The sequence below is a fragment of the Pelosinus propionicus DSM 13327 genome (genome assembly GCF_900114615.1).
GTDB classification, from domain to species: domain Bacteria; phylum Bacillota; class Negativicutes; order DSM-13327; family DSM-13327; genus Pelosinus; species Pelosinus propionicus.
Map to the genome: position 1 here is coordinate 1 of NZ_FOTS01000040.1, position 21,983 is coordinate 21,983.

Genomic DNA, 21,983 nt, shown 5'->3' on the forward strand with positions numbered 1-21,983 from the left:
AGAACCACTACCAGATAGATAATCCATCACGACTGTTTCTTTCAACTCCCAAGAATAGGATAGGTTTTTCGAGGTTTCCTGTAGCCCTTCTGGTCCTAAAGACTGATACCTTGCTAACCATCGCCTAATGCTTGTATTAGCTACCTTTAATTGCTTTGACAGATCGTTCATGGAGTATTCATTCCGTAGGTACTTTTCAACTGCATCAATGCGTTCTTCATATGAAACCGTAAATTTGCTTCCCATAAAAAATATGCTCCTTCCTTGCAATAGACAGTTTTATTATTTCAACTGTCTATTACAAGGGGAGCATATCATCAAAGGTAGACGGCTCTTAATTATTAGCGGGTAAGTAAATATCCCCCTGCAGCAGTCCCAATTATCCATCCGATACGTTCCTTCTGCCTGGAGGCTTTTTCTTTTTTCATTTCTTCAGCATTTATTTTTGCTTGTTTTTCTAATTCTTGATTTGCAATCAGTCTTGCTTGCGCATTTGCCATGTCGGTAACGTCTATCTTAGTAGTAGAAGAAGTAGAAAATCTAAGTTCCCCATTCTCGCCTATCTTAACGTCTGGCTGACCAGATGTATTAGGCACCTCAACCTCTTGACCGTTTACTATAGCAATAACCTTGCCTTGACGCTCTACAAATTGAAGGATAGCTCCCTCTTGACTTGGTGCTTGTATGGCTACCTCTCTGATCGTTTCCGTCTTGGTATTTATAACTTGTGGTGGTAACGTGACAACGGTTTGCGTATTGACGTTCTGCGCTTGATCAATAATGTGCTGTTTCCACTGCTGATACTCTTTATTTCCAAAATAAAAAAGAGATAGCAGCACAGCTACCCCTAAAAGATATTTCCAATTGTTTGATATAAAAGACTTACTTGTATCTAGATTGATCATCTTATAATCCTCCCACATAATCAGTAATACCCCTAGCAATTGCAGCGGCAAATTGATCGCGCTTACCTTCGTTCATTAATAGAGATTCATCCTCTGCATTAGAAATAAAGGCTGTTTCCACCAACACCGCAGGACAATTGGTATACTTTGTTACATATAGATTATTAGTCTTTAACCCACGGTCTACAGTGCCCAAGCTATTTATAATCTGACTCTGAATACATTGTGCTAGTTTCCCACCCTTAACACTGCCCGCACTATAAAATGTTTCTGTCCCTTTTGCCCCTGTATTAGTAGCAGCATTACAATGAATGGATGCAAACAAATCAGCACCAAAACTGTTAGATGCATCTGTGATCTGGTATAGTTCATTTTCCTGTACTTCCAATACTTCATATCCTACGGCACGAAGGAAACACGCTGTACGTTTCATGATGTCTCTTGCTACAATTGCCTCTTGTAATCCGCTTGCTCCAACTGCTCCGCTGTCTAGTCCTGGGTAGTGACCTCCGTTAATTACTATTTTCATTCATTTATCCTCCTCATGTAAATTTGGTGTATTAGTTGTTGCCTGCATTCTTCTGATAGCAGATACTTCCGTGTCAATAATCCATCCAATGAGCGCAGCAGGAATGATAAATTTTCTCCAGCCTAGTACATCATTAATTTGTTGGATAGCATTACGCCGTTTATCGCTGTTTTCCATATTGTCCGCAAATCGATCAAGTTCGTAAATAATTCCCCTAATAAACTCTTTTAACTGCCCCTCCCGAAGCTTTGCAAATAACACAAACAACCCCATAGCTAAAATATTAGCCGCTAGGATTGCCCCAGCGACCAATAGTGCAATTTGATATTCATTTGGTATTGTCACTTAATGTACCCCCTTGAAATTTTGTACAGCGAACGCGATAACCTGTAATATTAACCCAATACCTGCTGATATGTAACCCGCTGTTTTATATACTTCATCAATGCGGTGATGCGCAGCCTTTGTACTTTCTATTGTTTTTGTTAGTGCGATTTCGCTTGCATCCACTTTGGCTTTACACGTAGGACAACCACTTATTACTACGTCCATTTTAGTTTCTAATACAATCATACGGTCTAATACTTCCCGCTGAAAATCCAACACCCCACCCCCAAAAATGATAATAAAAATAGAGCCTCATGGCTCCCGTTAAATCCCCAATATTGTATATGCTAGTAACCCGCCCAACGCAGTAAGTAAAAACGCTACAAAAGATACTTCCCCTTTTCCAGACTCTTTGTCAATCCACTCTTTTGCCATTCCTGCTATAACTGCCGCGATTAGACCAATTAACAAGCTAACTAGATGCCCCGCAATTGTGCTAATCATAAAACCTGTAGTAAAGTGTCCCATACGAGAGAGATATTTCCCTTCCATTTTGCTATACCAAAAATCAATCATTTTCCTTAACATCAGCAGCCCCCTTTTTTTCTTCTTCAAGTGCCTGTTGCAATGCTTGTAATTTTTGTTGCTTAATTGCCTGTAATTGGCTTATTTGACTCTGTAGATTTTCTTGGGATACTATGATATCAAAAATTTCAGCCTTGATTTCTATACTTGTCATGTTTTATTCCTCCTAAATTTATGCACTTATTTTAGATTCTAAATCTTTAATTCTTACTGTTAACTCCTGGACTGACTTAATAAGAGGTGCAATGAATTCTTCGTATCGCAATCCATAGCTACCATCTTCCCCTATAATGTAAATACCTATATCTTTTCCATTTAAAGCTTCTTCGACTTCTTGGGCAATAAGTCCAGCGTGAGGACGTATTCCTGGCAATGGTGTGACAACCTCTTCAAATACTGGCTCTTCTCTTGTTTCAGCAGGAATTATAACTTCTTCTGTTACAGCATCAGTGATTAGCTTTCCCTGCTCATCATATACGGCTGGGGTTACAATGACAATCTCTTTGCGCTCTGGTGCAATCTCTACGGTTTCTGTACCTGTTTGCTCCGGTGTAACTACGTTTTGTCGGACTTTATACTTAAACTCTACTGGTCTAAGAGAATTTATAAAATCTAATCCTAAGTCAAGATCCTCTATATCAGTTTTGGCATTGCGGTCAGAGGTGTTTATTGTAGCTGTTGCCGCATAAAGTTGGCTCCAAAGATGAGTTGAGTCTCCTAAAGTATAGGCATTGGTAGTGGAAGGAAATAGTTTCCCGTATGCTAAAATTTCATTTGCGTTAAACTGCAAGTTATTATATCGTGTATTTCCGCGATAATTAACGAGGAACATAGAAGGATTACCACTATCATCTATACGATAATTTAACCCTAATCCCCAAAATGATGAGCTACTAGCATAAGAGCCAATTCTTATTTCATCATCAATATTAACTGCATGTGCTGTGTTTACTTCTAGTTTCTTGGTGGGTGAAGTTGTTCTCCCTATTCCGACATTCCCACTGAATAAGGGGCTCTCCAATGTAGCAAGTGTTTTTAGCGTAGGCGTAACCACCCCCGTTATTCCAGTCTCATCAGTAATAAGAGATATATCCCATCCGCTAGAATATAAACCTGTACTTGTAAAATAAGTAAATACATCAGTGATGTTTATTTTAGGCTGTAACCATGTTGTTGAGGTTGTGCCTAATAATATACAACAATGGGTTCCGTCATGTGCAAATCTTACTGAAGTAAATGGGCAATTTGGAGATAAAACGGCGCCAGAATTTACCCAAGAACTACTAGTAATACTAACGAATCCATTTAAAGTTGCTTCCCAAGATCCACTAGCTGTATGCAGATGACCTTGCAATTTAATTGTAAACATCGTATTGGTCCATGTTTGAGGGAGAGTTATTTTTATGGTTCCTGTGGCTGGAGCACTTGCATTAGTAAAAGATGCAACGTCTCTATAATGGAATCCAGATGATAAATTACTATATTTAAGGGTTCTATCTATTGGCTGATAACTAGCACATCTCCAAACTCCATCTCTGTATACCATTGTGAGCATATCTCCAGCCACTGTTCTTATGTCCGTTGATCCTGGTAAAATCAAAGTTGCGGAATGTACTATAACAACACCGCTAGACGCAAATCTAAGTATTCTACGAGTGCCATCTGTAGGAGGTGTTCCAAAGCTTGTAACTGGTGATACTGTCCCAGTGATGTTTATAAAGTTTCCTGTTGCTGCGCCTATATCTATTGTCGCAGCACTTGCTAGTGTTGCAAATGCCTCGTTTATCGCCCCTGTGAGATCCCCACCAGAAGAAGATAACTTTGCGTTAAGTTGTGCTTGTATATTGCTTGTTACTCCATGTACATACCCTAACTCTGTATCGGTTGTAGTGCCAATACTAGTTGTTTGTGGCAATGCTACTGTGCCCGTAAAAGCAGGACTAGCTAAAGGTGCTTTTGTTCCTATTAAAGCTGTTATATCAGAGCTGCCGCCGATTGAATTATACAGATATTCTAAGTTGCTTTGTATTTTAGGGATTGAATCCTTGGGAGAGGATTGCACACCCCAGCTTGTATTATCCCATGCCATTTTTCTCACCTCCATTTTTATAATCCTGTTACATCAATTACTAGGTAACTGTAGAATGTATTAACATAATCTGAGACATGCCCCCAAGCAGTAAGGTCTTTACGGTATATTGTTGTTGTTTGTAAAGATTCAAATTGGGCTACTTGATAATAGATACTATTAGTAGCCGAAGACAAGGTGTAAGCTAACATTCCTACTACTACTGCTGTTTTTACAGATGAAGAATGTAAAGTACTAGCTATTAATTGTCCCTCCACTGTATAGGCTGGTTGAGCACCTGACTTTCCTTCTAGTACTTTCATCCATTTTCCCCCATCCGAGAAAACTAACGCACCATCCGCATTTCGTACCTCAAAATGATTTCCGCTGGGTATATCTTGATACCCAAACTCGTAGATAGTAATAACGGTTCCATGGGGAGCAAGAATATTTAGAACATAGATATCAGACTCATCTTCGGCATATGGTGTCTCAGTATAGACATATCCAGACTCAGCCCTAACCGCTAATACTTTTGTGGGGTCAATTTCTACAAAAGTCCAATATTTATCTTGGGGAATAGTTACAGTATATTTTCTTAGGAACTGTAGGTTCTTGTAAGTATCAGTTATCTGCAGATACCCATTATCATTATATACTTCTATTCCAGCCGTCATATTAAAACACCCCGTAAGTTATTTTGTGACTTATAGCTACCCCAGTACCGAAAGACCATGATAATACCTTTCCAGAAAAAGTAACAACACATTGAGCCTTATGGTCAGCTATAGCAGTAGGCTTTCGGTGAGATATCATCCAAGGTGTACCTGTAGTTAAGCTATTATCAGTTATTGACCCACTAGTAGTGCCAGTTTCGAATTGACCTAATACACGGGTTAATCTATCAGTCACATCTAAAATAAGATTTCCATTTGCATCCCAACACTGTAATCCTTGCATCCTACCAAACCCCCATTCTTACGCGCAATACATTGTTAGCATCGTATACTAGTATTAAATTATCTTTAATCTCCGTACGTGCCCCTGTAGTTGCTGTACGTAAAGTGCCTATTGTCGCACTTATAGATGATAGAGATCCTACATTCATTTTATCTGCTGTTATAGTGCTAGCTTTTAGCATTTTACCTACAATTACATTGTCATCAATCAGCGTATCTCCAGCGATATGATTAAACTTTGATGCTATTGTAATTGTTTCTGGTGATACATTAATGAGTCCAATAAGGTTATCTTTGGTAGCTCTTAATTGTATCGCAGCGGTATTTTGCGCAATAACGGTGTTAGCATTGTTTAAGTTTGTGACCACCTGTGTAATTTGTCCTGCCTGCTGATCTATTTGGGATAGCATAGTACTGTTAATTCCGTCTTGCGTAGCTTTATTCGTTTGTACCGTCTGTGTGATAGCATTTGTTGTTTGGGTTATGTCGGAAATTGAAGCATTTAACAAATCCTCATTTACTGCGCTTTCCGCTTTTTCAATCGCCCCCTTAACTACACTGTCCATCATTTCAAGAGACAAGGACTCTGCAGCTATTAGAGCAGGATCAATGGTAGGTTTAATGACCTTTGTTATTTCCGCTGATTTTTCACCTTCTCCAAATAAATCAACATAAGCTACCTGAATATCAAATATTCCTTCTGTCGCTTTAAAATTGTATGAATTGTTAGGACTGAAATACACCGTATTGCCTGTGCCATCATTAATATAAACATTGATGCCGAGGCAATAATTCGGCAGCGAATCACAAGTGATTACAATCCCCTGGAAGATATCGGCTATAGCTACATTTTGCGGAGCAATTGGCGCAGGTTTATTGTATTCCAAAAACGTTGCAGGAGAATATTGATTACTACTATTGTGAGCATATAAATAAACCGTCCCTTTTCTGGACGGAGGCATTACTGCTATTGTATTTGCATTCGTTCTCGCCAGGCGGTTGTATGTATCTCCATAGGATTTATCGAGTCGCAATTCGTAAAAATCATTATCAGTGTTTTCTACGTCCTCCCACGACCAGGTACACACATCCGTAAATTTTACACTGAGATTTTGAGGGGTAGCAGGAGTATAGCTCTTGATTTTGATTTCATGGGTTACAGTTGGAGCTGCTTCAAAATCCGCTTTAAAGTTTTGTTCTGTAGCTGCAACAATTTTTACAGTAAAGGTCTGACTCGTTGCGCAGCCAGCAATGAGAATGCTATTATACGCCTTGCCTATGTATTTCCATACATTAGCATTTGTCATATCCTCCAGGGTAGTATCTTCTAAGTCCTCCCAGGACGTTTCTATTTCATCCCAATTCGGCTGGGATGTTTTTAAATATACGTCACTATGATCATACAATGATGTTGACGGCGGTTGCCATGATGCTTCTAGTTCGTATAGGTTCGTTCCGTCTCGTACTTCCCGCAAATGCTGCACTAGCTTTAAATCAGTCACTTGCTGTACATATACATCGGATAAAACATGGGTAAATGCTTCAACATCGGCTAAAGATTGATCCATAACACCAAATACATTAAATGATGTAAATTTGATATGGATTGTCTTGCCAATTTGGTCTTTGGTGAAAGGAAATTTAAACAAGGATTCATCCAGCCGCACAAACTTAGAACCTATTCCATGGGACACAATCTCCGTGCCATATACGCCCCGCACTAAGTAGTGTAGATTATATTGCTTTACACCTTGTAAGGTAGCTGCCTTATATGCCATTAGTTCTCCATCTACATAGCATAATGTTGCCAGGTTATCAACGTCGTATTGACTGCCACTGCCCAATTCCCCTGGACTAATGAGTTCAACGAACAAATCATTGACGGTATCAATTGCTTCTCCTGCCTCAATTTGCGCTTTCAAAATTCCATGCCTTGCAGGTCCCGCTATCCTGCCTATATTTTGATATGCATCCCCTTCGTAGCTCACCCAAACATCACAACCGCCCCAATTTTCTCCCCCCGATACTGCTATCCATGTTTCTAGTCCCGATGTAGTTAATTCAGACGGAGCATGAAAAATAACAGGATCATTGATATTCCCTGGGTCAACATATCGGTCAATTGCTGCACGTTCCGATGGATAGGTTCCATATTGTGCAGGAGTATAGGTTCCGTAGGGTTTATATTTTGCCTCAAAATCATAATATTCGTCGCCATCTTCTGTTGCAGTTTCGATCATGACAGGCAATTTTGTAAGTCCTGCCGCTTTTTCTTCCGTAAGGGTTACAATATCACCTGGTTCAAGTAAGGAATGCGCCATACCTAACTTAAACTTATATGTATTACGTCCATAGCAACTATCCATGGCAATCTGCTGGGCTACTTGTTCGGCTCTTTCTTTTGTATGGATATAGGGATAACTAACGGTAGGCATGGGATGCAAGCCACGTTTATTAATATCCGCTAAAATCTGATAGTCTACGGTTTCCGTTTCATATCCATTTTCACGGTTCGTAAATTCTACCGTTACCTGGTTATAGGTTTCGGCATTATCAGTACGCTCCCAGGTAACCAGTTTGCCATCTTCATTGGTAATAAAATCATCTGTATCAAGATCATATGCTGTTACCAGATTTGGCGTATAGGTAACACCGTTTCCCGTGACGACCTCCTCGCAGCGCGGCACAAATTTAATTTTGCGTTGGCTCCAAAATACAATGGTATTGGTGATTTCGCATATGGTATTAATGATCTCATAGGCTTTGGATTGATCGGTTAGCGGCACTGTGATATAGAGATTCGATGCTTGGCAATATAGTTTATAATCATTTAACGAGGATGTATGCATATTATCAAGGGTAAATCCAAGCCCGTTTACACTGTCGGTCAAAATGTATGTAATCGCACTTGCTGGATTTACGTCTTCCCCATCGCCTGTACTTCTCAATTGTCCCTGCATTTCAAAGTTATATTGTTTTAATCCGCCACTATCATTAAGGTCAATATAACCTGCTACATATGCTAAACCACTATAGGGTATTGCATGGTCAGGATTTTTTGATGTTGTGTAAGACCAAACTGGCTGACCGATGGAACCATCAAACAAGGTTAATCCTGTATCTACTAACGTGGTAATGGTATCCGTGTCTATCCAAACCTGACCAATGCCATCAATTTGCCCTTCGCAGAGGGCAAGCAGCACCGCCGCTTTGTAGGTATGGGTTATCGTAGTTGTTTTAGATCCCCCGCCTTTACCTGTGCGTTGGGTCGATTTATGATCAATTTTTGTAAAATCATAAAAATCAAGTACATTTGCCGCTTGCCTTGATGTGCCTAATATAATCGGCACTGTAATGCCATAGGTTGCTTGATTGATTTGAAAATTTGCGACACTCCCATTGTCAATGGTGGTATTTTTGCCACCGCCAAATAGACCGCCCATTTACACCACCCGCCTATGTCGATATACTGCATACAGCCTGGATTTCCCCTTGTTATCTTGCAGTAAGGCTTCGCGTATGTCAGACAGAATTACGCCCATGCCAACATACGAGTGTATGATTGTAGACCATTCTACTACAATACCGCCATGGCTAACGCATCTGCCAAACTTAAATGTGGCAATATCTCCAGGTTGGGGATCTCCTGTAACTACATCACAAAATTTTTCTACCCATCCAAGATACTTTTCCTCTGAGCGGTGCAGGTGCCACTCATTGGAGTACTGTCCCGGGTCACATTCTCCATCTTTTAGTAATCCCGCCTCTTCGTAAACAGCAATTAGGAGCTGACCGCAATCAATGCCAACTCCTTTTATTTTTGCGCCCGAATGATAGGGTGTATTTAAGTATGTTTTAGCAATTTCAACGATATTGTTCATTATGTAATCGTCTCCTTTAAGGGGATATACGGCGTTGATCGATTGCGAGAGAAATTGCCGAATTTAGTGGCGCAGACGGCAGGTGTTTTTGCGCACCCAGGGTAAATGGTGAATGTATCTCCCACAGAGGGCAGGGAGTCAAGGGACACAATAAAAATGATCCTACCGCCTGCGCTGTAGGATTTTTTTACTGACATATCGCTGCCGATTAAGTTTCCACTCGTAAAGACAACCCCGCCAAGGTCGAAATATCCGTCACCAAAGGCTAGGCTTGTGTGTATTTCTTGCTTATTGACCACCTGCGTTATGGTGCCCGATGTGGTGTAATCGGCAATATTCAGCTCGCAACCAGGACCATATAGACTGTAGGGACATGTGGGATAATATTTACGTGTGGGATAATCAATGTTAAGCTTTTGCATGTCGGATTTGATTTTCCATTCCATTTCAATACCGCCACCACCTTCCACGTCCACGTAACCGCCAAACCATTCCAAAATATCAACGACTACCCCAGGACTATACATATAACACTTATATAAAACCAAATCGGCATTATCAAAGGCTCCTGTTTGTGCCGCCTCCATCCAGGTTGCAGATCCTATGATATCATTTGCATCAGCAAGTACTGAAACGTCCATGCTATCGACTTCGATTTTTGCTGTCTGCTTTGTTTGCCCTCGCACAAATATAGGACCCGTACTTTTAAAGAGTCTGCCATCAGTTAATTTAATATCCATATCATAGTCTGCATAGCGCAGCACAATTCCGCCCTGCAATGTAATTTCGTATAAATCACATTTTAGATAACTCGTTGTAGAGTGTAGATAGTTTTTTAATACATCACTGCATTCTTTCATCGCGCACTCACCAACTTTATTGTTTTTAAAGAATAGTAACCATACCAAAAATTTGCCCAGCTCAAACCATCATCATCAAAGGCAACACGCCAATAATACTCAAAAGAGGCTGTTAATACAGCCCCTGTACTTGGAGGACTCGCGAATTGTACCCATCCATCTGTTAAAGGTGTAATGACAGCCTTGTTCCCATTATTAAATACGGTTATAGTCTCGACAATGGGATCGGTTATGGGTTCGACCATATACCCGCCGAAGTTCCGCAGAAGCTGAAATTCTTTTGTAACCCCATTACCTGTACCAATCCGTACATTTGTTTCTTTATAATCCTCTGGGTCTCGCCATAAAAAAGGAGTGTGCATGCCTTTTACCATGCCAAAAAATCCAGCAGCTTTTTTAATGTCGCTATCACTTAGTGCCGTGTATGAACATTGCAGTTCCCACGCTGGATAAGCTTGTTGGCATAAGGTCTTGCGCCGTCCGCTACCTGACTTTTGTACTGTTACATCCCATATCTGTCTTTTTTCAGAGTTCCATGCCATTGTAGGCAGGGCAGGGAAAATAGCTAGGCTCACAACCTCACCCCCGACGCTGCAAAGGCACTTGCTTGTTTTGCAAAATATTTCTCAATCTTAGCCCCGCCGCTTGTCTTTAGCCATTTTTCTACTGATTTTCCATCTAATGCAGATATTTTTAAAGATAGACTATTAACTGATCCCTTTTCCTCTTGTCCGCTACTTTTTTCATACGTTTTTTGATTTGGCATTGCTGAATTATATCTACCGCTTATAGATGATAAAGAACGTCCTGTTACAAGTCCACCTGTGGCGAAGCCTGGTAGTTTACCAGTTTTATTCATGTAATTTAGATTATCAATGCCTATTGACCGCGTAGATGATTCTTTCATCATATACTCTCCAGCTGATCCCCACATTAAAACACTATCAGAAGTGCCTGTGCCTGGACCAACAATTTTACCGCCTGTAGCATATGATCCTAATCCCATACCAACTAAGGATGCTGCTGTCATTCCACCAATGGCAGGTCCTGCATTTGCTCCGAATGATGCCAAACTAACAGCGACAGCCGCTGGCCACCATGCTGCGGCTGTCGCTGCCCCCTGCGCAATTCCTTTATTAGTTGCGTCATCAGCAGGTTTTCCAAATATCTTTTCAATGGCCCACATTTTCATTCTGCCAGTGATCCATTCTGCAACCATGTTAGAAATCATATTATTAACTGTACTACCTAAAGCATTCCACGCATCGCCAATTGAATTTGTACCGCTTATGGCATCGGCAAAGAAAGTCGTAAGTCCCGATGACATCCCATTAATTCCTTCCATGATATATTCCGTCGTTGATTTGTGGGATTCTTTCCACGCTTCACCATATGAGTCTATGATAAGTTGGCGGTCTGTTAAATTTTTCGTCAGTGCGGCATTCTCTGAATTTAAAGCGGCCATATATGCTGTTAGATTACCTTGATCTCTCGCCTTTTTTAAGGCTGATTCATAATTTAACTGTGCTTCATTAAGGGCATTTAATTTTTCAATAGACTCTTGTTTTATAAGTACAATCTTATTTGCTGTATCCTGTGCCAAATCAATCTGTGTATTGGACATGTCAGCAGCACCTGCGTTAACTTGTGATACAAGGTCTTTGGCATCCATTACCATTCCATTTTTACTAACAGTGAACACTGTTCCAGCAGCAGTCATAGCTTGGATGGTTTGTAGTTTTGATTCGTTTGATAAATCAGCAAATGACTGTTCGGTATCCCTAGCCTCATTTCTAATTTTAGTGAATTCAGCTTCAGCATTTGATTTTATTTCAAATACTTGTTTTGTGCCATCCCCCATACCAATTTGAGCGGTACGATCTTGATATTCCTTTGCGCTTTCTAGAGCTTTATCCCAGATTGAATTCGTACTTTTTTGTTGTTCTGATAAAATTTTCTTCTTCTTCTCAGCGTAAATTTCATCAAGTCTTCCCTTGTCTATCGCATAGTCAGCATTGGCAGAGGCGGAAGCATCTAAGTCTGCTTGTTCTTTATCTCGCCAATTATTTAATGCGTCTAATTGCGTCCCCGTTAGACTAATCCATTCATCTTTAATGGAATCAGAAGTAGCTTTTGCCGCCTTCTGCAAATTTTCATATGCCTTTGCTTCTTTCTCAGTAGCTTTTTCAGCATCTGACTTGCCAGTTTTTTCTTCCGATCCAGCAAGAGTAGCCTGCATTTTAGCTAAAATATCAGGATCGGTAAATTTCTGAATGTCAGGCGTTTTTTCTTGTATAGACTCATTATCCGCACGCTTTGAATCGGCTGGAGAATTCCTTTCGTTTATAATTCGTTCTTTTACATCGGCAGGCGTAAACGGATTGTCTATTGCTTCTCGTTGTCCCCGATCCTCTCTGTTTGCGGCTTGATACTCTTGGAGTTTATAAAGAGCATAGCTTGTAGCAACTGCTACTCCAACCCATCCACCAGCTAAAGTCCAAATAGCAGAGGCAGTACTTCCTGCCATTGCTCTAACCGCAGCCATAGCACTCACTGTTTTTTCACCAGCAACTACAGCGGTATTCCCTGTAACTACATGAGATGCAGCCAATCTTTCTTGTGCGAGGATTGATTCTGCTGTTGCTGCAGTAGATGCCTCTGCCGCTAAAACCGTCTTAGTTCCTGTCGCAGTAGCTGCTGCCCCTTGTGCCGCAAGAGCTTCACTCGTTATCACAGAAGATGCTTTAGCAGCTTCCGCCTGGGCAACAAATGCGGCAGTCATATTTACACGTATTGTATCGGCTGCAACTTTTGCTTCTATCGCTATTCGATTTATTTCCCCTGCTATAACGGTAGATGCTGCCACAGTGCTTCCAGCAGAGGCTTGTGCCGTTTTTATAGCAGCTGCTTCCAATTTGGCATATTCCCTTGCACTCTGAGCAACCATTCTAGATATTGATCGTTCTTGAGCAATCGTCAGAGTGCTTGTTGCTGTCGTACTAGCAGTCGATGCCGCTAATGCCTGGGCAGATGCCACACTCCACGCATTACCTATGCTTGCAATAATTGCTGATGCCGCACCAACCGTTTTATACGCAGCCGTTAATCCTACTAATGTTGTTACTGTTGATCCTATTGCACTTTTATGTTCTGCTAAAAATTTAGCTGTACTAGATAGCCCTTCCATGATTGGCGGAAATACTTCTTGTGCTATTGGTGCCAATGCCCCTGTAAACGCTGATCCCAACGCACCAGCTTGCATAGATACTATCTTCATTTGCTTATCAAGTTCATGCATTTGTTTGGGATCAATACCAACGCCTTTAGATTTAGATGCCATTTCGGATGCCTCAGTATAATCCTTTAGTGTTTGTACTAAAGACAAACCTTTCACGCCTAACGTTGACATGATAAACTCTTGTTCAAGTCCGTTTTCCGCAGCAAGTTTATAACCTTTAGAAAGTTCAGCTAATTGCTGATTAAGGGGCAATAACTTTCCTGTGCTATCAGAGAGAGAAACTCCAAATGTAGACAATACACCTCGTACCTTATCCCCAGCCTCACCCGATGCACTGTATGATTTATCTAGTTTTGTCATTGCTGCTGCAAAACTATCTGTATCTGATCCCGTCAGCTTCAATATTTTATTTAAATTTGATGCTTCTGAGGCAGTTATGCCCATCTTGGTAGATAACTGATAGATATTTTCTCCGCCAGATACCGCACCTTCGATAAGTGCCTTTAATCCAAAACCGCCTGCCGCTAATGCAGATAAGGAGCCAACTTTACCTACGAAGCTACTTAAACCACCCGTTGCACTGGTTAAAGCGCCTGTCAACTCGGCTACGGGATTAACTGCAAATGCTTTTTTTATATCAGCTTGGCTATCATTGAGAGTTTTCTTCAGTCCCGCATTGTTCCCACCAATTTTCACTAAGAGTTCTGCAATTGTGCTAATTTAAATTCCTCCTTTCCATTGCTTCATGGTATTATATAAGAAAAAAACAGGAGATGACGTTATGTTTAAAAGAAAAGCGATTCATGCAATGATATTTATTTTTATTTTTTTATTAATTTTAGGATGCTCTAATAGTAAAAAAGAAGAACCAGCATCAAAAGAAATGATCTTAAATCCAACGATTGTAACTGTTGATATAGTAGATGTTGAGACGGTTTCATCCGTAGCTAAAACTCAAGACGTTCCCGCACTGCTTAAGTTGGCAAAAGATAAAAAGATATTTATAACTCAAAATCCGGTAAAAGTATTAGCATCAACCGATAAAACTTTTAAAGGTTTGTACTTTATAACAGTATTGGAAGGTGAGCACGTTAACGACACTGGCTTTGTTTTTAGTTCCACTTTGAGCAACATGAAATAGCGTTACTTCTCTTGTTTTAGCGTGTACCGATATTTAACAAATCACAATCACCTCTTTTCCCGTAAAATCAAGAGTTTAGGCATTTATTGTTAAGCTAAGACAAACTACGTAAAATAGTAACCAAAGGAGTGATTTATTTGAAAAAAAAATTCTTAATTTTCTTCTTATTACTATTCCCCGTTATGCCGGTATATGCCGAAGACGTTTATTGCGGAGAATACAATGGGAAACCAGCATATGTAGATATTAATAGTATTGAAAAAAGTTCGAGCCGGACTGGAATGTGGGAAATCACAAATCACGGTATTTACCCTGAATATAGCGACTCTTATTCAGCAAATATCAATGCAGATGGACTATGGTATAAAGTTCTTTTTAATATAAAAACGCAAACGTCTTATTCCGCATGGATATTAAATAAAAATAAAAAGAATACCGGCACACCCATTAATACAGTTAATTTTGATTTCGCATATCAAACAATTCATGTATCTTATCCAGAGGCTAACCGAAGAAGTGAGGCAGCTGCAAGGAAAAAACTAGAAGAAATAGATCGTCAAAGGATAGAAGATGCAAAAAGAAACTATACCACTGAAACAATTGCTGATGAAGGTATATCTATTCCTTATGAATATCAGACAAAAGAACAATTAATCGCATCGTTAACTGATGCAATTACAAAATATGTTCAGACTTATAACGCTGCACCTGATCCTAAGAATATTACAAATGAAATGAGCGCAGCGGCAATCAAAGTAAAAACAATATGTAAATTTTTTACCAAAGATGAGTTGATCGCATATTCTGGTGATAACATCGAGTTACAAAAGGCACTTCTCTCGTTTAAATAGGCGTATACTACGCCTATTTTTCATACACTTTCTTTAAATACTCCCTTTAGATATTCTTCATCTTCTTTTTTAGACTTTCCTTCCAATGTCTGTCGTAAAGGCTTTAGTAACTCTCTAGGTTCTACAGGCTTTTTAGTATGTACAGACATTTGGCAAGCCGCGAAATATGCCATCGTATCTTCACTATCTTTCTTCCGCCATTGGTAACCTTCCCATAGTTGCAAGAACTCGTATGGCTGTAGCCGATTAAAGCTTTTTGGTTTTAAATTCAGCGGACCATAGGCAATTGACTCTGCCCATTCTAGCCATTCCCAAAAGTAGAGGACGGTTTTTGTTTCACCGTCCTCTACTCGTTTTTTTGTTCTGTGTCCTCAATAACCTTCGGATATAAGTCAGGATAATAAATAGCCATAACGGAATCGGATACCACTTTACCTATAATTCCAGTAGCTAGAATTGCATGGGCAATAGGTGTTGCGATATCATCAATTGCGCCGCCAGACTCCAAATATTCTTCAATTCTTTCAACATAAAAATCAGGACTTTTTTTCTCTAGGCAAATTGGCAGTGCACCCAAACAAAAGTTGATTCCTGCTTCCTCAGATCTGATCAATTGCTGAATCCCTTTACCCGTTACCTTTTCCAGTTCACCAATTTTTTTAATCGTGAAACATAACTCTTGTTCCTCACCAAATAAGTTAAATGGTATTTTTCTTTTCATTTTCATCTTTCTCCCTTATATAAATATTAGGCGGCATAATGCCGCCTTTCATTATGCTTTAATTCTAATAGCAACCAAAGACTGCCCACCAATCGATAGATCAACATAAAATAGATGTTCACCTACTGCAAGTGTCGCAAGATAATCACTATCAAACGTGATTTCCCCTTCTTCCGTAGCTATATAATTTTCAGCAGTTACGGAAGTCGTACCTAATTTTACAGCCGTTGCAGTAGCTAATTTTTCAAAGTAGAAAGTCTCATCCGTTGGCGCAGTCTTCGATACAAGCACAGAAATATTACTAATTGGACCAACACCATTCAACGTTGCTTTTAATGATGCTTCTCCATCATGCGGTGCTTCACCACTAAAGTCCGTTACTGATGCCCAACCAATTTGATAGTTATTGTCAGGATAACGGAATTTAATATTTGCTTGTATGCTTTGATTAAATACTCTCCGTAACGCTTCAATACCATCATTATTGAGCAATAGCAAACCGTCCAGATCAATACTCCACGACTTATTACCCGCTAATTTAGCTGACCAACCACCAGATCCTTTATTGCTGACATCGATTTCATCTGCCGTTAAACCGAGGGATGCACCTCGTTGCCCACCAATTAGCGTCCAATCAGGAATATCAACTGTCCCCGTATTAATATATGCCAAATAATCTTTACCTACTGTTGCCTTTGATGTGCTTGGGTTAGTCGGCAGTTCAGCCGCATGATTTTGTAAATTAAACTTAAACTCTACCATTGTTTCACGCTCCTATATTTTGAATTTTTGACACAAAGGTTAATACTCCGTGATACCCATCATTCTTAGATGCAAATGCCTCAAAAAAATCAACATCCTGGCTCATAACTTCAAACCCGTCTGCAGATAAATCTATTGGCCACGAGGTTAGAACCGCAGTAATATCATTTGCAATTCCATTAACCTCTGTTTTTCCTGAGTAATCAGACCAGATATGTATTTGTTGTGATATCTCAGACATATCAACAGTTTTATTGCCACTTGGCTTGCAAGTGAATGCACCTAACGTGATATATGGGAGTCTTACTGGAATAGGGTTTTCATCTTCATCTAATATCGGATTCCCATCTTCATCATACATCACACTTGGTACATCATCATAAACAGGTGTTGACTGTTTGGTAGATAAAATAGAAAAAACGCCTTTTTGTATGGCGTCCATGGGTATTTTTCTTATGATCATGGTTTAATCGCATCCTTGATATTTTTAATAAGGTTAGGCTTTTCCTGCTCAAAGCTTGGTCGAAGAAAAGGTCTTTCCGTTGTCCATGCTTTCATAAATGGTGGACCAACATCATGTACCTTCGCCCCAAATTCAATCAGATGTGCATAATATTGTTTCGCTTTGACAGTACCCTGCATTGCTTTTACATTAAAGCTTGATGTTATAGATTTCTTTAAGTTCCCTGTACGCACTGGTACACGCTGTTTTGCACCTTTAGCAATCGCGCTCGTAGAAGATTGTATTGCATTCTCAATTTTTACGGTGGTTTGATTATCATACTTTTCGATATTGCGTAAATCGTTTTTTAATTCAGGACAACTAAAATTGACTTTAAAACCACGACTCATCGTACTACTTCCTTGCATACCAACATGGTTTCATTCTTTTCATGATCGTAAGCATGTTCCACGTTATAAGTGCGCTTATTATAAACAACCTGCCATCCTTTACGAATATCACTCCTACGCCATATCGCTATTTTTCGGATTAACTCACTTATTATCGTGCCAGTACTTTCAACTGCAGTAATGGTAGGCTTCCAAAACTCTGCCCACACAGTAGCAGCCGTCTCATACGTTGGTTTAGATCCACCCCTACCATCCGGCGGCTTAACAGGCTTTTTTAATACAATTAATTTTGTTTTTCGGTTTACACCCATATTATCACCTCATTGACCATGCGTAGACATGGAGATCATCTCCTTATTCCTCTGCAGATTTTTGCAACTCTTGTAAATGCTTTGCATTTAGTTGAGCAATCAAACCAATTACCCCGATACCGCTTGCAGTACCCACTTCGCTACTATCTTCAAACCATCTTACTAATAAGATTCCTGCAGCCATTTTAGCGACGGGATCAATCACTGTATATGAATCTGTTGGCGTTCCCCAATCTTTACCCGTAGCCGACTTTAGAAATTCATCAACACCTGGTAATAAGATCGACAGCACTTTAGGCGGCATTTCTGCGATTTCCGTGTAATTTAGTGCTTCACAAGCCTCTTTTTCGCTTAATATAGGCATTCAAAACCCTCATTTCTTTGTGTCTACATCAGCAGCCGCTACAGCATCTGCAATTGGATTAACTGGCTCAACAGATACTTCTGCTGCCGCATTTTCTACAGCCTCAGAAGCTGTGGCTGTGTCTACATCAACAGCCGCTATAATATCTGCAATTGGATTAACTGGCTGAACGGATACTTCTGTTACGGCATTTTCGATTATGTCAGTTGCTTTCGCTTCCTGACTCTGCTTACTTTCACATTCGCATTTGGAGTAACGTTCAGTAAATAATTCATCCGCAAATTTTATATATTCTTTACCGCAATCACACAAACAAATAAATCTTGCTCTATTCCCACGCTCGTTTTTCGTTCTGCGAATGACTGTAAACGTCCCAAATTTAGTCCCTAATATCGTGTGTATATTTGCCATGATTTCCTCCTATTGAAATAAAAGTAGGAGTAACATGACATTACTCCTACTCAGAATCAATTTACTTATGCACCTTTTTTTACAATTACAACGCCGTTTGGATCTAGTAATTTACCATCAATAATAAGGATTGCCTTATCAATATACTCATTGGTATCGTGGTCAAGATAGCGGAACATTGTCATTTGCATGTTACCATTGATTACATAGTTACTTAAATTGCAATAAATAGCTACAACATCACCAGTAGCAGCATCATCATAAGGAGAGATAATGTCATCCTCTACCTCAATTACCTCTTTACCTCCAAAACGCGAGACTGGACCATCAGCAATTCCATAATTCACACGCCCTACAGGTTGCCCCTGGGCATCGACCATGCCATCAATATACCCTTCAAAGGTTCCACTAGCCATAAGGAAGGTAGCACCAGCCTTATATCCTAAAGGCATTTTAGCGAAAACTTTCTTTTTCCATCCAGACCAGTCAGTAAAATCAGCCGCTGCCAAAGTAACAACCTGTGATACTGGCACACGAGTATCAATTGTAATGCCAAGAGCCTGCCCAACCCCGGTTCCCTTTACAATTGCTAGATCTAAAGCTTTAATCATAGCTTCCGTAATTACATCAATAATCGTATTTTCAAACATAGGCAGTGAGACAGTATCTGCTAATAAAGATGTGGACACTTTGCATTCTAAGCCGTAATAGCTAAATGTAACCTTAGTGTTTGCCGATACTTTTTGTTTGTCAGATGGAGCAGTTTCACCAATCCATGTAGCGACCGGCTTAAGAGACAGAATTGGAACCGTTACGCCGCCTTTAATCGCTAATTTGCGCACACGGCTATATACCTGACCGTAGCTAGTTATTTTTTTAATAACCTCATTCAGAATTGTCGTAGGAATAACCGCCGCCGCATCAGAAGTTGTTGTCATAGCGTTTGCGCGAAGTTCAGGAGTAATAGTACCTGACTTGCAATATTCCATGAAAGCCTTTCTATATTCCATGGTTGCAAATGGATCTTCCTCGGAACGCTGCTCCGGCTGTTTTGGCGGTGCTCCTATTCCATATGACCCTAAAATTTGCGCAGTTCCCACAGGCGACTGTTGTCCACGTTGTTCCGTTTGTGGAGGCGGATCATCATCTTGCATTCCGTCGATCATCCCGCGCAGCTCCGCAATTTCTGTATTCAGTCCATCTAGCTCAGTATTGATCGAGCGTAACTCTTTTACATCTTCCGTTGTATTAGCCTTGGTTCCGAGTTCTGCCTTACGAGCCTCTTTCGCTTGAAGCATTTTCAATAGTTTCTTTTTCATTATCAATCACCTTATCCCTTTAATAATATTTGTGTTCTTAATCTCATTACTTCTACTTGGGATGCCTCCGCTTCCCTGTTGGCAACCTCCGTTGCCGCAGCCTCCGCTACCTCTATATCATGCTGAGCCTCCGCCCAGGATCGAGCTGAAATTGATGTTTCCGAATATGCCGGAAACGTTACGGCACTTACATCATACAACCTCTTAATTTTTAGTATCGTACGTGTATGAGTCTCTTGATTGTAACTGTCCTCTAATACGGAAAAGGCGAATGACATTTTATCATAAAACTCGTTATCTATGTCCTCATATAATTCTCTGCCAGTCGCATTCTGGCTTAAATCCGCTTCGATATATAATCCATCAATGCGTTTATCAAGAATTAATGTGCGATTCTTTGTCTTTGCTGCAGGCTTACCTTTATGATCGATATTTAGCACGACATCTGACATGTCGGCACTATCTAATGCCTTTGCATCAATAACCTCTTTATACTGCACACCATCATATTCCCAAATAACAGTTTCACGATTAAATACAATCGGATTACCGACGATAATCATTTTTCCGTCTTCGGTTTTTTCTCGCAATTCAAAGTCAAAACTTCGATATTGTCTATCTTTTGTTATCAAATCAGTTCACCCCTTTATGTAATATTTGTATCAATTTTAGCAGCTCCCGCACGCTTCATTTGGTATTCATTCGCCATCGTAACATCAACATAATTCAAGCTCATCGTTCTGCGTTCGCCCCCTTCGATAGGAGGCATGCCAAGAATAGCAAGCTTTTGATTATCCGTAAGAATACCCATTTCACCAGCAGTTTTTATTAAGTTCAACTTAGATTGCACACTCAAGAATATTAAATCCTGCTGAAAAAATTGTATTTCATTGCCATGGGCAAGTTCATTATCCGTAAATATACACCTGGAAAAACCTTGATTTAATCCAACAACAACAGGATTAAGTGTCTTCTCCTGAAATGCCTCATACTGTACATCCGTAAAATCAGCATTCAGTATTGGTAAAGATACCCCATACCAATTTAAAATTTTAGACTGGATAAAAGCCATTGTGTCGGCATCTATTACCTTTGGGTCGGTATTCAATGGAGTATATTCACCCTTCAAATCTTGCACCAGAAGACCGCTTTTGCTGTCATTGATAGCAGATTCAAAGCGTTTTCTTTCCGCAGCCTGTTTTTCATCGTCAAGCATCGTATTGATTTTCAATACGCCTCGAATTGACATACTTGATTGAATAGCCTTACCTAGTCCTGCAGTAATTTGATCATTTGTAGACAGCGTTTTCAATAAGGCTGCATTATCCGGCCTGCCGTTACTACTGCCACCCATGATGCTGTTTTCACCAAATTTTTTACGTAAGTGAATCACATCATCGTACAGTAAAGTAAAATTGCTTCCCCCAGCAAAATCCATCTTTATAAATAATTGATCTGCCTCATCCTGTAGAAAGGTTACGTTAATTGGATCAAGAGGATAAATCCCTGTGTATTCCTTGCTATATCCACCACGGTTATTAGGCACTAAATTGTATGCAGGATAGATAAACGCATTGTAGTTTTTATATAGTGTCCATATTATTTTTTGTAGCATATCCGACGTTGACATGATCTTGTTGGGAGCAAACTTTAACAATCTGTTAATACTGCTATTAGGAGTCGACTGCATCCCTGACGGATCGGTACGTATATGCCTGGGCTGCAACTTTGCAATTTCATCGGCTATGCAGGCGATACAATTCTGAACTACATCTGACATATAAATGTCTTTACCAAATTGTGAAAATATCGGCCATGACCCATCAAGCATTTTCGCGTATGACATTTGGCTATTATTCTTTTTGCCAAAGAGACTATCTAACAGCATTTCATCACCAC

The 21,983-nt window shown here is 40.0% G+C and carries 28 protein-coding genes; 2 read left to right on the forward strand and 26 right to left on the reverse strand.

All coding sequences use genetic code 11. From position 1 onward, the window contains the following. The 15 genes from BMZ99_RS18300 to BMZ99_RS18365 form a co-directional block, all read right to left on the reverse strand. Positions 1–246, reverse strand: a 246-nt coding sequence (locus BMZ99_RS18300) for a helix-turn-helix domain-containing protein (protein ID WP_139214795.1), incomplete at its 3' end; no start/stop codon positions are given. 95 nt (positions 247–341) lie between these two features. Continuing rightward, positions 342–905 (reverse strand): hypothetical protein, encoded by a 564-nt coding sequence (locus BMZ99_RS18305; protein WP_090940740.1) that lies wholly within the window; start codon positions 903–905, stop codon positions 342–344. A 1-nt stretch (position 906) separates the two neighbouring features. After that, entirely contained in the window at positions 907–1,434 is a 528-nt protein-coding gene (locus BMZ99_RS18310) for an N-acetylmuramoyl-L-alanine amidase family protein (RefSeq protein ID WP_090940744.1), read from the reverse strand. Continuing rightward, complete coding sequence (locus BMZ99_RS18315) at positions 1,435–1,779, reverse strand: hypothetical protein (protein WP_090940747.1); 345 nt, start codon at positions 1,777–1,779, stop codon at positions 1,435–1,437. It lies immediately after the preceding gene. Further along, complete coding sequence (locus tag BMZ99_RS18320) at positions 1,780–2,040, reverse strand: hypothetical protein (RefSeq protein ID WP_407670198.1); 261 nt, start codon at positions 2,038–2,040, stop codon at positions 1,780–1,782. It lies immediately after the preceding gene. Positions 2,041–2,085: 45 nt separating this feature from the next. Further along, complete coding sequence (locus BMZ99_RS18325) at positions 2,086–2,349, reverse strand: hypothetical protein (RefSeq protein WP_090940749.1); 264 nt, start codon at positions 2,347–2,349, stop codon at positions 2,086–2,088. Next, entirely contained in the window at positions 2,330–2,500 is a 171-nt protein-coding gene (locus tag BMZ99_RS26430; RefSeq protein WP_175490608.1) for a hypothetical protein, read from the reverse strand. The genes BMZ99_RS18325 and BMZ99_RS26430 overlap by 20 nt, the downstream gene beginning before the upstream one ends. 18 nt (positions 2,501–2,518) lie before the next feature. Beyond that, positions 2,519–4,435: a tail fiber domain-containing protein gene (locus tag BMZ99_RS18330; RefSeq protein WP_175490609.1), complete on the reverse strand. Its 1,917-nt coding sequence runs from the start codon at positions 4,433–4,435 to the stop codon at positions 2,519–2,521. Positions 4,436–4,452: 17 nt separating this feature from the next. Then, positions 4,453–5,091, reverse strand: coding sequence for a hypothetical protein (locus tag BMZ99_RS18335; RefSeq protein ID WP_090940756.1), 639 nt, complete (start codon positions 5,089–5,091; stop codon positions 4,453–4,455). Between the two features lies 1 nt (position 5,092). Beyond that, a complete protein-coding gene (locus BMZ99_RS18340; protein WP_090940759.1) occupies positions 5,093–5,374 on the reverse strand; it encodes a hypothetical protein in 282 nt (93 codons plus the stop codon). 1 nt (position 5,375) lies between these two features. Continuing rightward, positions 5,376–8,816 (reverse strand): phage tail protein, encoded by a 3,441-nt coding sequence (locus tag BMZ99_RS18345; protein WP_090940761.1) that lies wholly within the window; start codon positions 8,814–8,816, stop codon positions 5,376–5,378. After that, positions 8,817–9,254 (reverse strand): C40 family peptidase, encoded by a 438-nt coding sequence (locus tag BMZ99_RS18350; protein WP_090940764.1) that lies wholly within the window; start codon positions 9,252–9,254, stop codon positions 8,817–8,819. Then, the gene (locus BMZ99_RS18355; RefSeq protein WP_090940766.1) at positions 9,254–10,114 is read right to left on the reverse strand and encodes a DUF2163 domain-containing protein; all 861 of its coding nucleotides are present in this window, start codon (positions 10,112–10,114) and stop codon (positions 9,254–9,256) included. The genes BMZ99_RS18350 and BMZ99_RS18355 overlap by 1 nt, the downstream gene beginning before the upstream one ends. Further along, positions 10,111–10,689: a DUF2460 domain-containing protein gene (locus tag BMZ99_RS18360; protein WP_090940769.1), complete on the reverse strand. Its 579-nt coding sequence runs from the start codon at positions 10,687–10,689 to the stop codon at positions 10,111–10,113. The genes BMZ99_RS18355 and BMZ99_RS18360 overlap by 4 nt, the downstream gene beginning before the upstream one ends. Beyond that, positions 10,686–14,048 carry a hypothetical protein gene (locus BMZ99_RS18365; RefSeq protein ID WP_090940772.1) on the reverse strand — a complete coding sequence of 1,121 codons (3,363 nt, stop codon included), beginning with the start codon at positions 14,046–14,048 and terminating at the stop codon, positions 10,686–10,688. Before BMZ99_RS18365 ends, BMZ99_RS18360 begins: the two co-directional genes overlap by 4 nt. Before the next feature lie 85 nt (positions 14,049–14,133). Here BMZ99_RS18365 and BMZ99_RS18370 point away from each other — a divergent pair, with 85 nt between their 5' ends. Both BMZ99_RS18370 and BMZ99_RS18375 read left to right on the forward strand, forming a co-directional pair. Continuing rightward, the gene (locus BMZ99_RS18370; RefSeq protein ID WP_090940775.1) at positions 14,134–14,493 is read left to right on the forward strand and encodes a hypothetical protein; all 360 of its coding nucleotides are present in this window, start codon (positions 14,134–14,136) and stop codon (positions 14,491–14,493) included. A gap of 137 nt (positions 14,494–14,630) precedes the next feature. Next, the gene (locus BMZ99_RS18375; protein WP_090940778.1) at positions 14,631–15,344 is read left to right on the forward strand and encodes a hypothetical protein; all 714 of its coding nucleotides are present in this window, start codon (positions 14,631–14,633) and stop codon (positions 15,342–15,344) included. 20 nt (positions 15,345–15,364) lie between these two features. Here BMZ99_RS18375 and BMZ99_RS25985 read toward each other — a convergent pair whose 3' ends face one another. The 11 genes from BMZ99_RS25985 to BMZ99_RS18425 form a co-directional block, all read right to left on the reverse strand. Beyond that, positions 15,365–15,568 (reverse strand): hypothetical protein, encoded by a 204-nt coding sequence (locus BMZ99_RS25985; RefSeq protein WP_139214796.1) that lies wholly within the window; start codon positions 15,566–15,568, stop codon positions 15,365–15,367. Positions 15,569–15,690: 122 nt separating this feature from the next. After that, a complete protein-coding gene (locus tag BMZ99_RS18380) occupies positions 15,691–16,065 on the reverse strand; it encodes a hypothetical protein (protein WP_090940781.1) in 375 nt (124 codons plus the stop codon). Between the two features lie 51 nt (positions 16,066–16,116). Next, positions 16,117–16,827: a phage tail tube protein gene (locus BMZ99_RS18385; protein ID WP_090940784.1), complete on the reverse strand. Its 711-nt coding sequence runs from the start codon at positions 16,825–16,827 to the stop codon at positions 16,117–16,119. Between the two features lie 4 nt (positions 16,828–16,831). Beyond that, positions 16,832–17,290 carry a DUF3168 domain-containing protein gene (locus BMZ99_RS18390; RefSeq protein WP_090940788.1) on the reverse strand — a complete coding sequence of 153 codons (459 nt, stop codon included), beginning with the start codon at positions 17,288–17,290 and terminating at the stop codon, positions 16,832–16,834. After that, the gene (locus BMZ99_RS18395; RefSeq protein ID WP_175490610.1) at positions 17,287–17,679 is read right to left on the reverse strand and encodes an HK97 gp10 family phage protein; all 393 of its coding nucleotides are present in this window, start codon (positions 17,677–17,679) and stop codon (positions 17,287–17,289) included. The genes BMZ99_RS18390 and BMZ99_RS18395 overlap by 4 nt, the downstream gene beginning before the upstream one ends. Beyond that, complete coding sequence (locus BMZ99_RS18400) at positions 17,676–17,990, reverse strand: phage head closure protein (protein ID WP_090940795.1); 315 nt, start codon at positions 17,988–17,990, stop codon at positions 17,676–17,678. Before BMZ99_RS18400 ends, BMZ99_RS18395 begins: the two co-directional genes overlap by 4 nt. Before the next feature lie 43 nt (positions 17,991–18,033). Further along, positions 18,034–18,354, reverse strand: a complete 321-nt coding sequence (locus BMZ99_RS18405; RefSeq protein ID WP_090940798.1) for a head-tail connector protein — start codon at positions 18,352–18,354, stop codon at positions 18,034–18,036. A 9-nt stretch (positions 18,355–18,363) separates the two neighbouring features. Then, positions 18,364–18,765 (reverse strand): hypothetical protein, encoded by a 402-nt coding sequence (locus tag BMZ99_RS18410; RefSeq protein WP_090940801.1) that lies wholly within the window; start codon positions 18,763–18,765, stop codon positions 18,364–18,366. A gap of 65 nt (positions 18,766–18,830) precedes the next feature. Then, the gene (locus BMZ99_RS18415) at positions 18,831–20,084 is read right to left on the reverse strand and encodes a phage major capsid protein (RefSeq protein WP_090940803.1); all 1,254 of its coding nucleotides are present in this window, start codon (positions 20,082–20,084) and stop codon (positions 18,831–18,833) included. 11 nt (positions 20,085–20,095) lie between these two features. After that, positions 20,096–20,716: an HK97 family phage prohead protease gene (locus tag BMZ99_RS18420; protein WP_090940806.1), complete on the reverse strand. Its 621-nt coding sequence runs from the start codon at positions 20,714–20,716 to the stop codon at positions 20,096–20,098. A gap of 14 nt (positions 20,717–20,730) precedes the next feature. Further along, positions 20,731–21,972 carry a phage portal protein gene (locus tag BMZ99_RS18425; protein WP_090940809.1) on the reverse strand — a complete coding sequence of 414 codons (1,242 nt, stop codon included), beginning with the start codon at positions 21,970–21,972 and terminating at the stop codon, positions 20,731–20,733. Between the last annotated feature and the right edge of the window lie 11 nt (positions 21,973–21,983).

Coding starts and splice junctions, on each gene's coding strand:
- BMZ99_RS18340 (WP_090940759.1), bottom strand. CDS start 5,374: ATGCAAGGATTACAGTGTTGGGATGCAAATGGAAATCTTATTTTAGAT.
- BMZ99_RS18410 (WP_090940801.1), bottom strand. CDS start 18,765: ATGGCAAATATACACACGATATTAGGGACTAAATTTGGGACGTTTACA.
- BMZ99_RS18425 (WP_090940809.1), bottom strand. CDS start 21,972: ATGCTGTTAGATAGTCTCTTTGGCAAAAAGAATAATAGCCAAATGTCA.
- BMZ99_RS18350 (WP_090940764.1), bottom strand. CDS start 9,254: ATGAACAATATCGTTGAAATTGCTAAAACATACTTAAATACACCCTAT.
- BMZ99_RS18405 (WP_090940798.1), bottom strand. CDS start 18,354: ATGCCTATATTAAGCGAAAAAGAGGCTTGTGAAGCACTAAATTACACG.
- BMZ99_RS18310 (WP_090940744.1), bottom strand. CDS start 1,434: ATGAAAATAGTAATTAACGGAGGTCACTACCCAGGACTAGACAGCGGA.
- BMZ99_RS26430 (WP_175490608.1), bottom strand. CDS start 2,500: ATGACAAGTATAGAAATCAAGGCTGAAATTTTTGATATCATAGTATCC.
- BMZ99_RS18370 (WP_090940775.1), top strand. CDS start 14,134: ATGTTTAAAAGAAAAGCGATTCATGCAATGATATTTATTTTTATTTTT.
- BMZ99_RS18395 (WP_175490610.1), bottom strand. CDS start 17,679: ATGAGTCGTGGTTTTAAAGTCAATTTTAGTTGTCCTGAATTAAAAAAC.
- BMZ99_RS18355 (WP_090940766.1), bottom strand. CDS start 10,114: ATGAAAGAATGCAGTGATGTATTAAAAAACTATCTACACTCTACAACG.
- BMZ99_RS18415 (WP_090940803.1), bottom strand. CDS start 20,084: ATGAAAAAGAAACTATTGAAAATGCTTCAAGCGAAAGAGGCTCGTAAG.
- BMZ99_RS18390 (WP_090940788.1), bottom strand. CDS start 17,290: ATGATCATAAGAAAAATACCCATGGACGCCATACAAAAAGGCGTTTTT.
- BMZ99_RS18385 (WP_090940784.1), bottom strand. CDS start 16,827: ATGGTAGAGTTTAAGTTTAATTTACAAAATCATGCGGCTGAACTGCCG.
- BMZ99_RS18400 (WP_090940795.1), bottom strand. CDS start 17,990: ATGGGTGTAAACCGAAAAACAAAATTAATTGTATTAAAAAAGCCTGTT.
- BMZ99_RS18305 (WP_090940740.1), bottom strand. CDS start 905: ATGATCAATCTAGATACAAGTAAGTCTTTTATATCAAACAATTGGAAA.
- BMZ99_RS18330 (WP_175490609.1), bottom strand. CDS start 4,435: ATGGCATGGGATAATACAAGCTGGGGTGTGCAATCCTCTCCCAAGGAT.
- BMZ99_RS18335 (WP_090940756.1), bottom strand. CDS start 5,091: ATGACGGCTGGAATAGAAGTATATAATGATAATGGGTATCTGCAGATA.
- BMZ99_RS18345 (WP_090940761.1), bottom strand. CDS start 8,816: ATGGGCGGTCTATTTGGCGGTGGCAAAAATACCACCATTGACAATGGG.
- BMZ99_RS18325 (WP_090940749.1), bottom strand. CDS start 2,349: ATGTTAAGGAAAATGATTGATTTTTGGTATAGCAAAATGGAAGGGAAA.
- BMZ99_RS18380 (WP_090940781.1), bottom strand. CDS start 16,065: ATGAAAAGAAAAATACCATTTAACTTATTTGGTGAGGAACAAGAGTTA.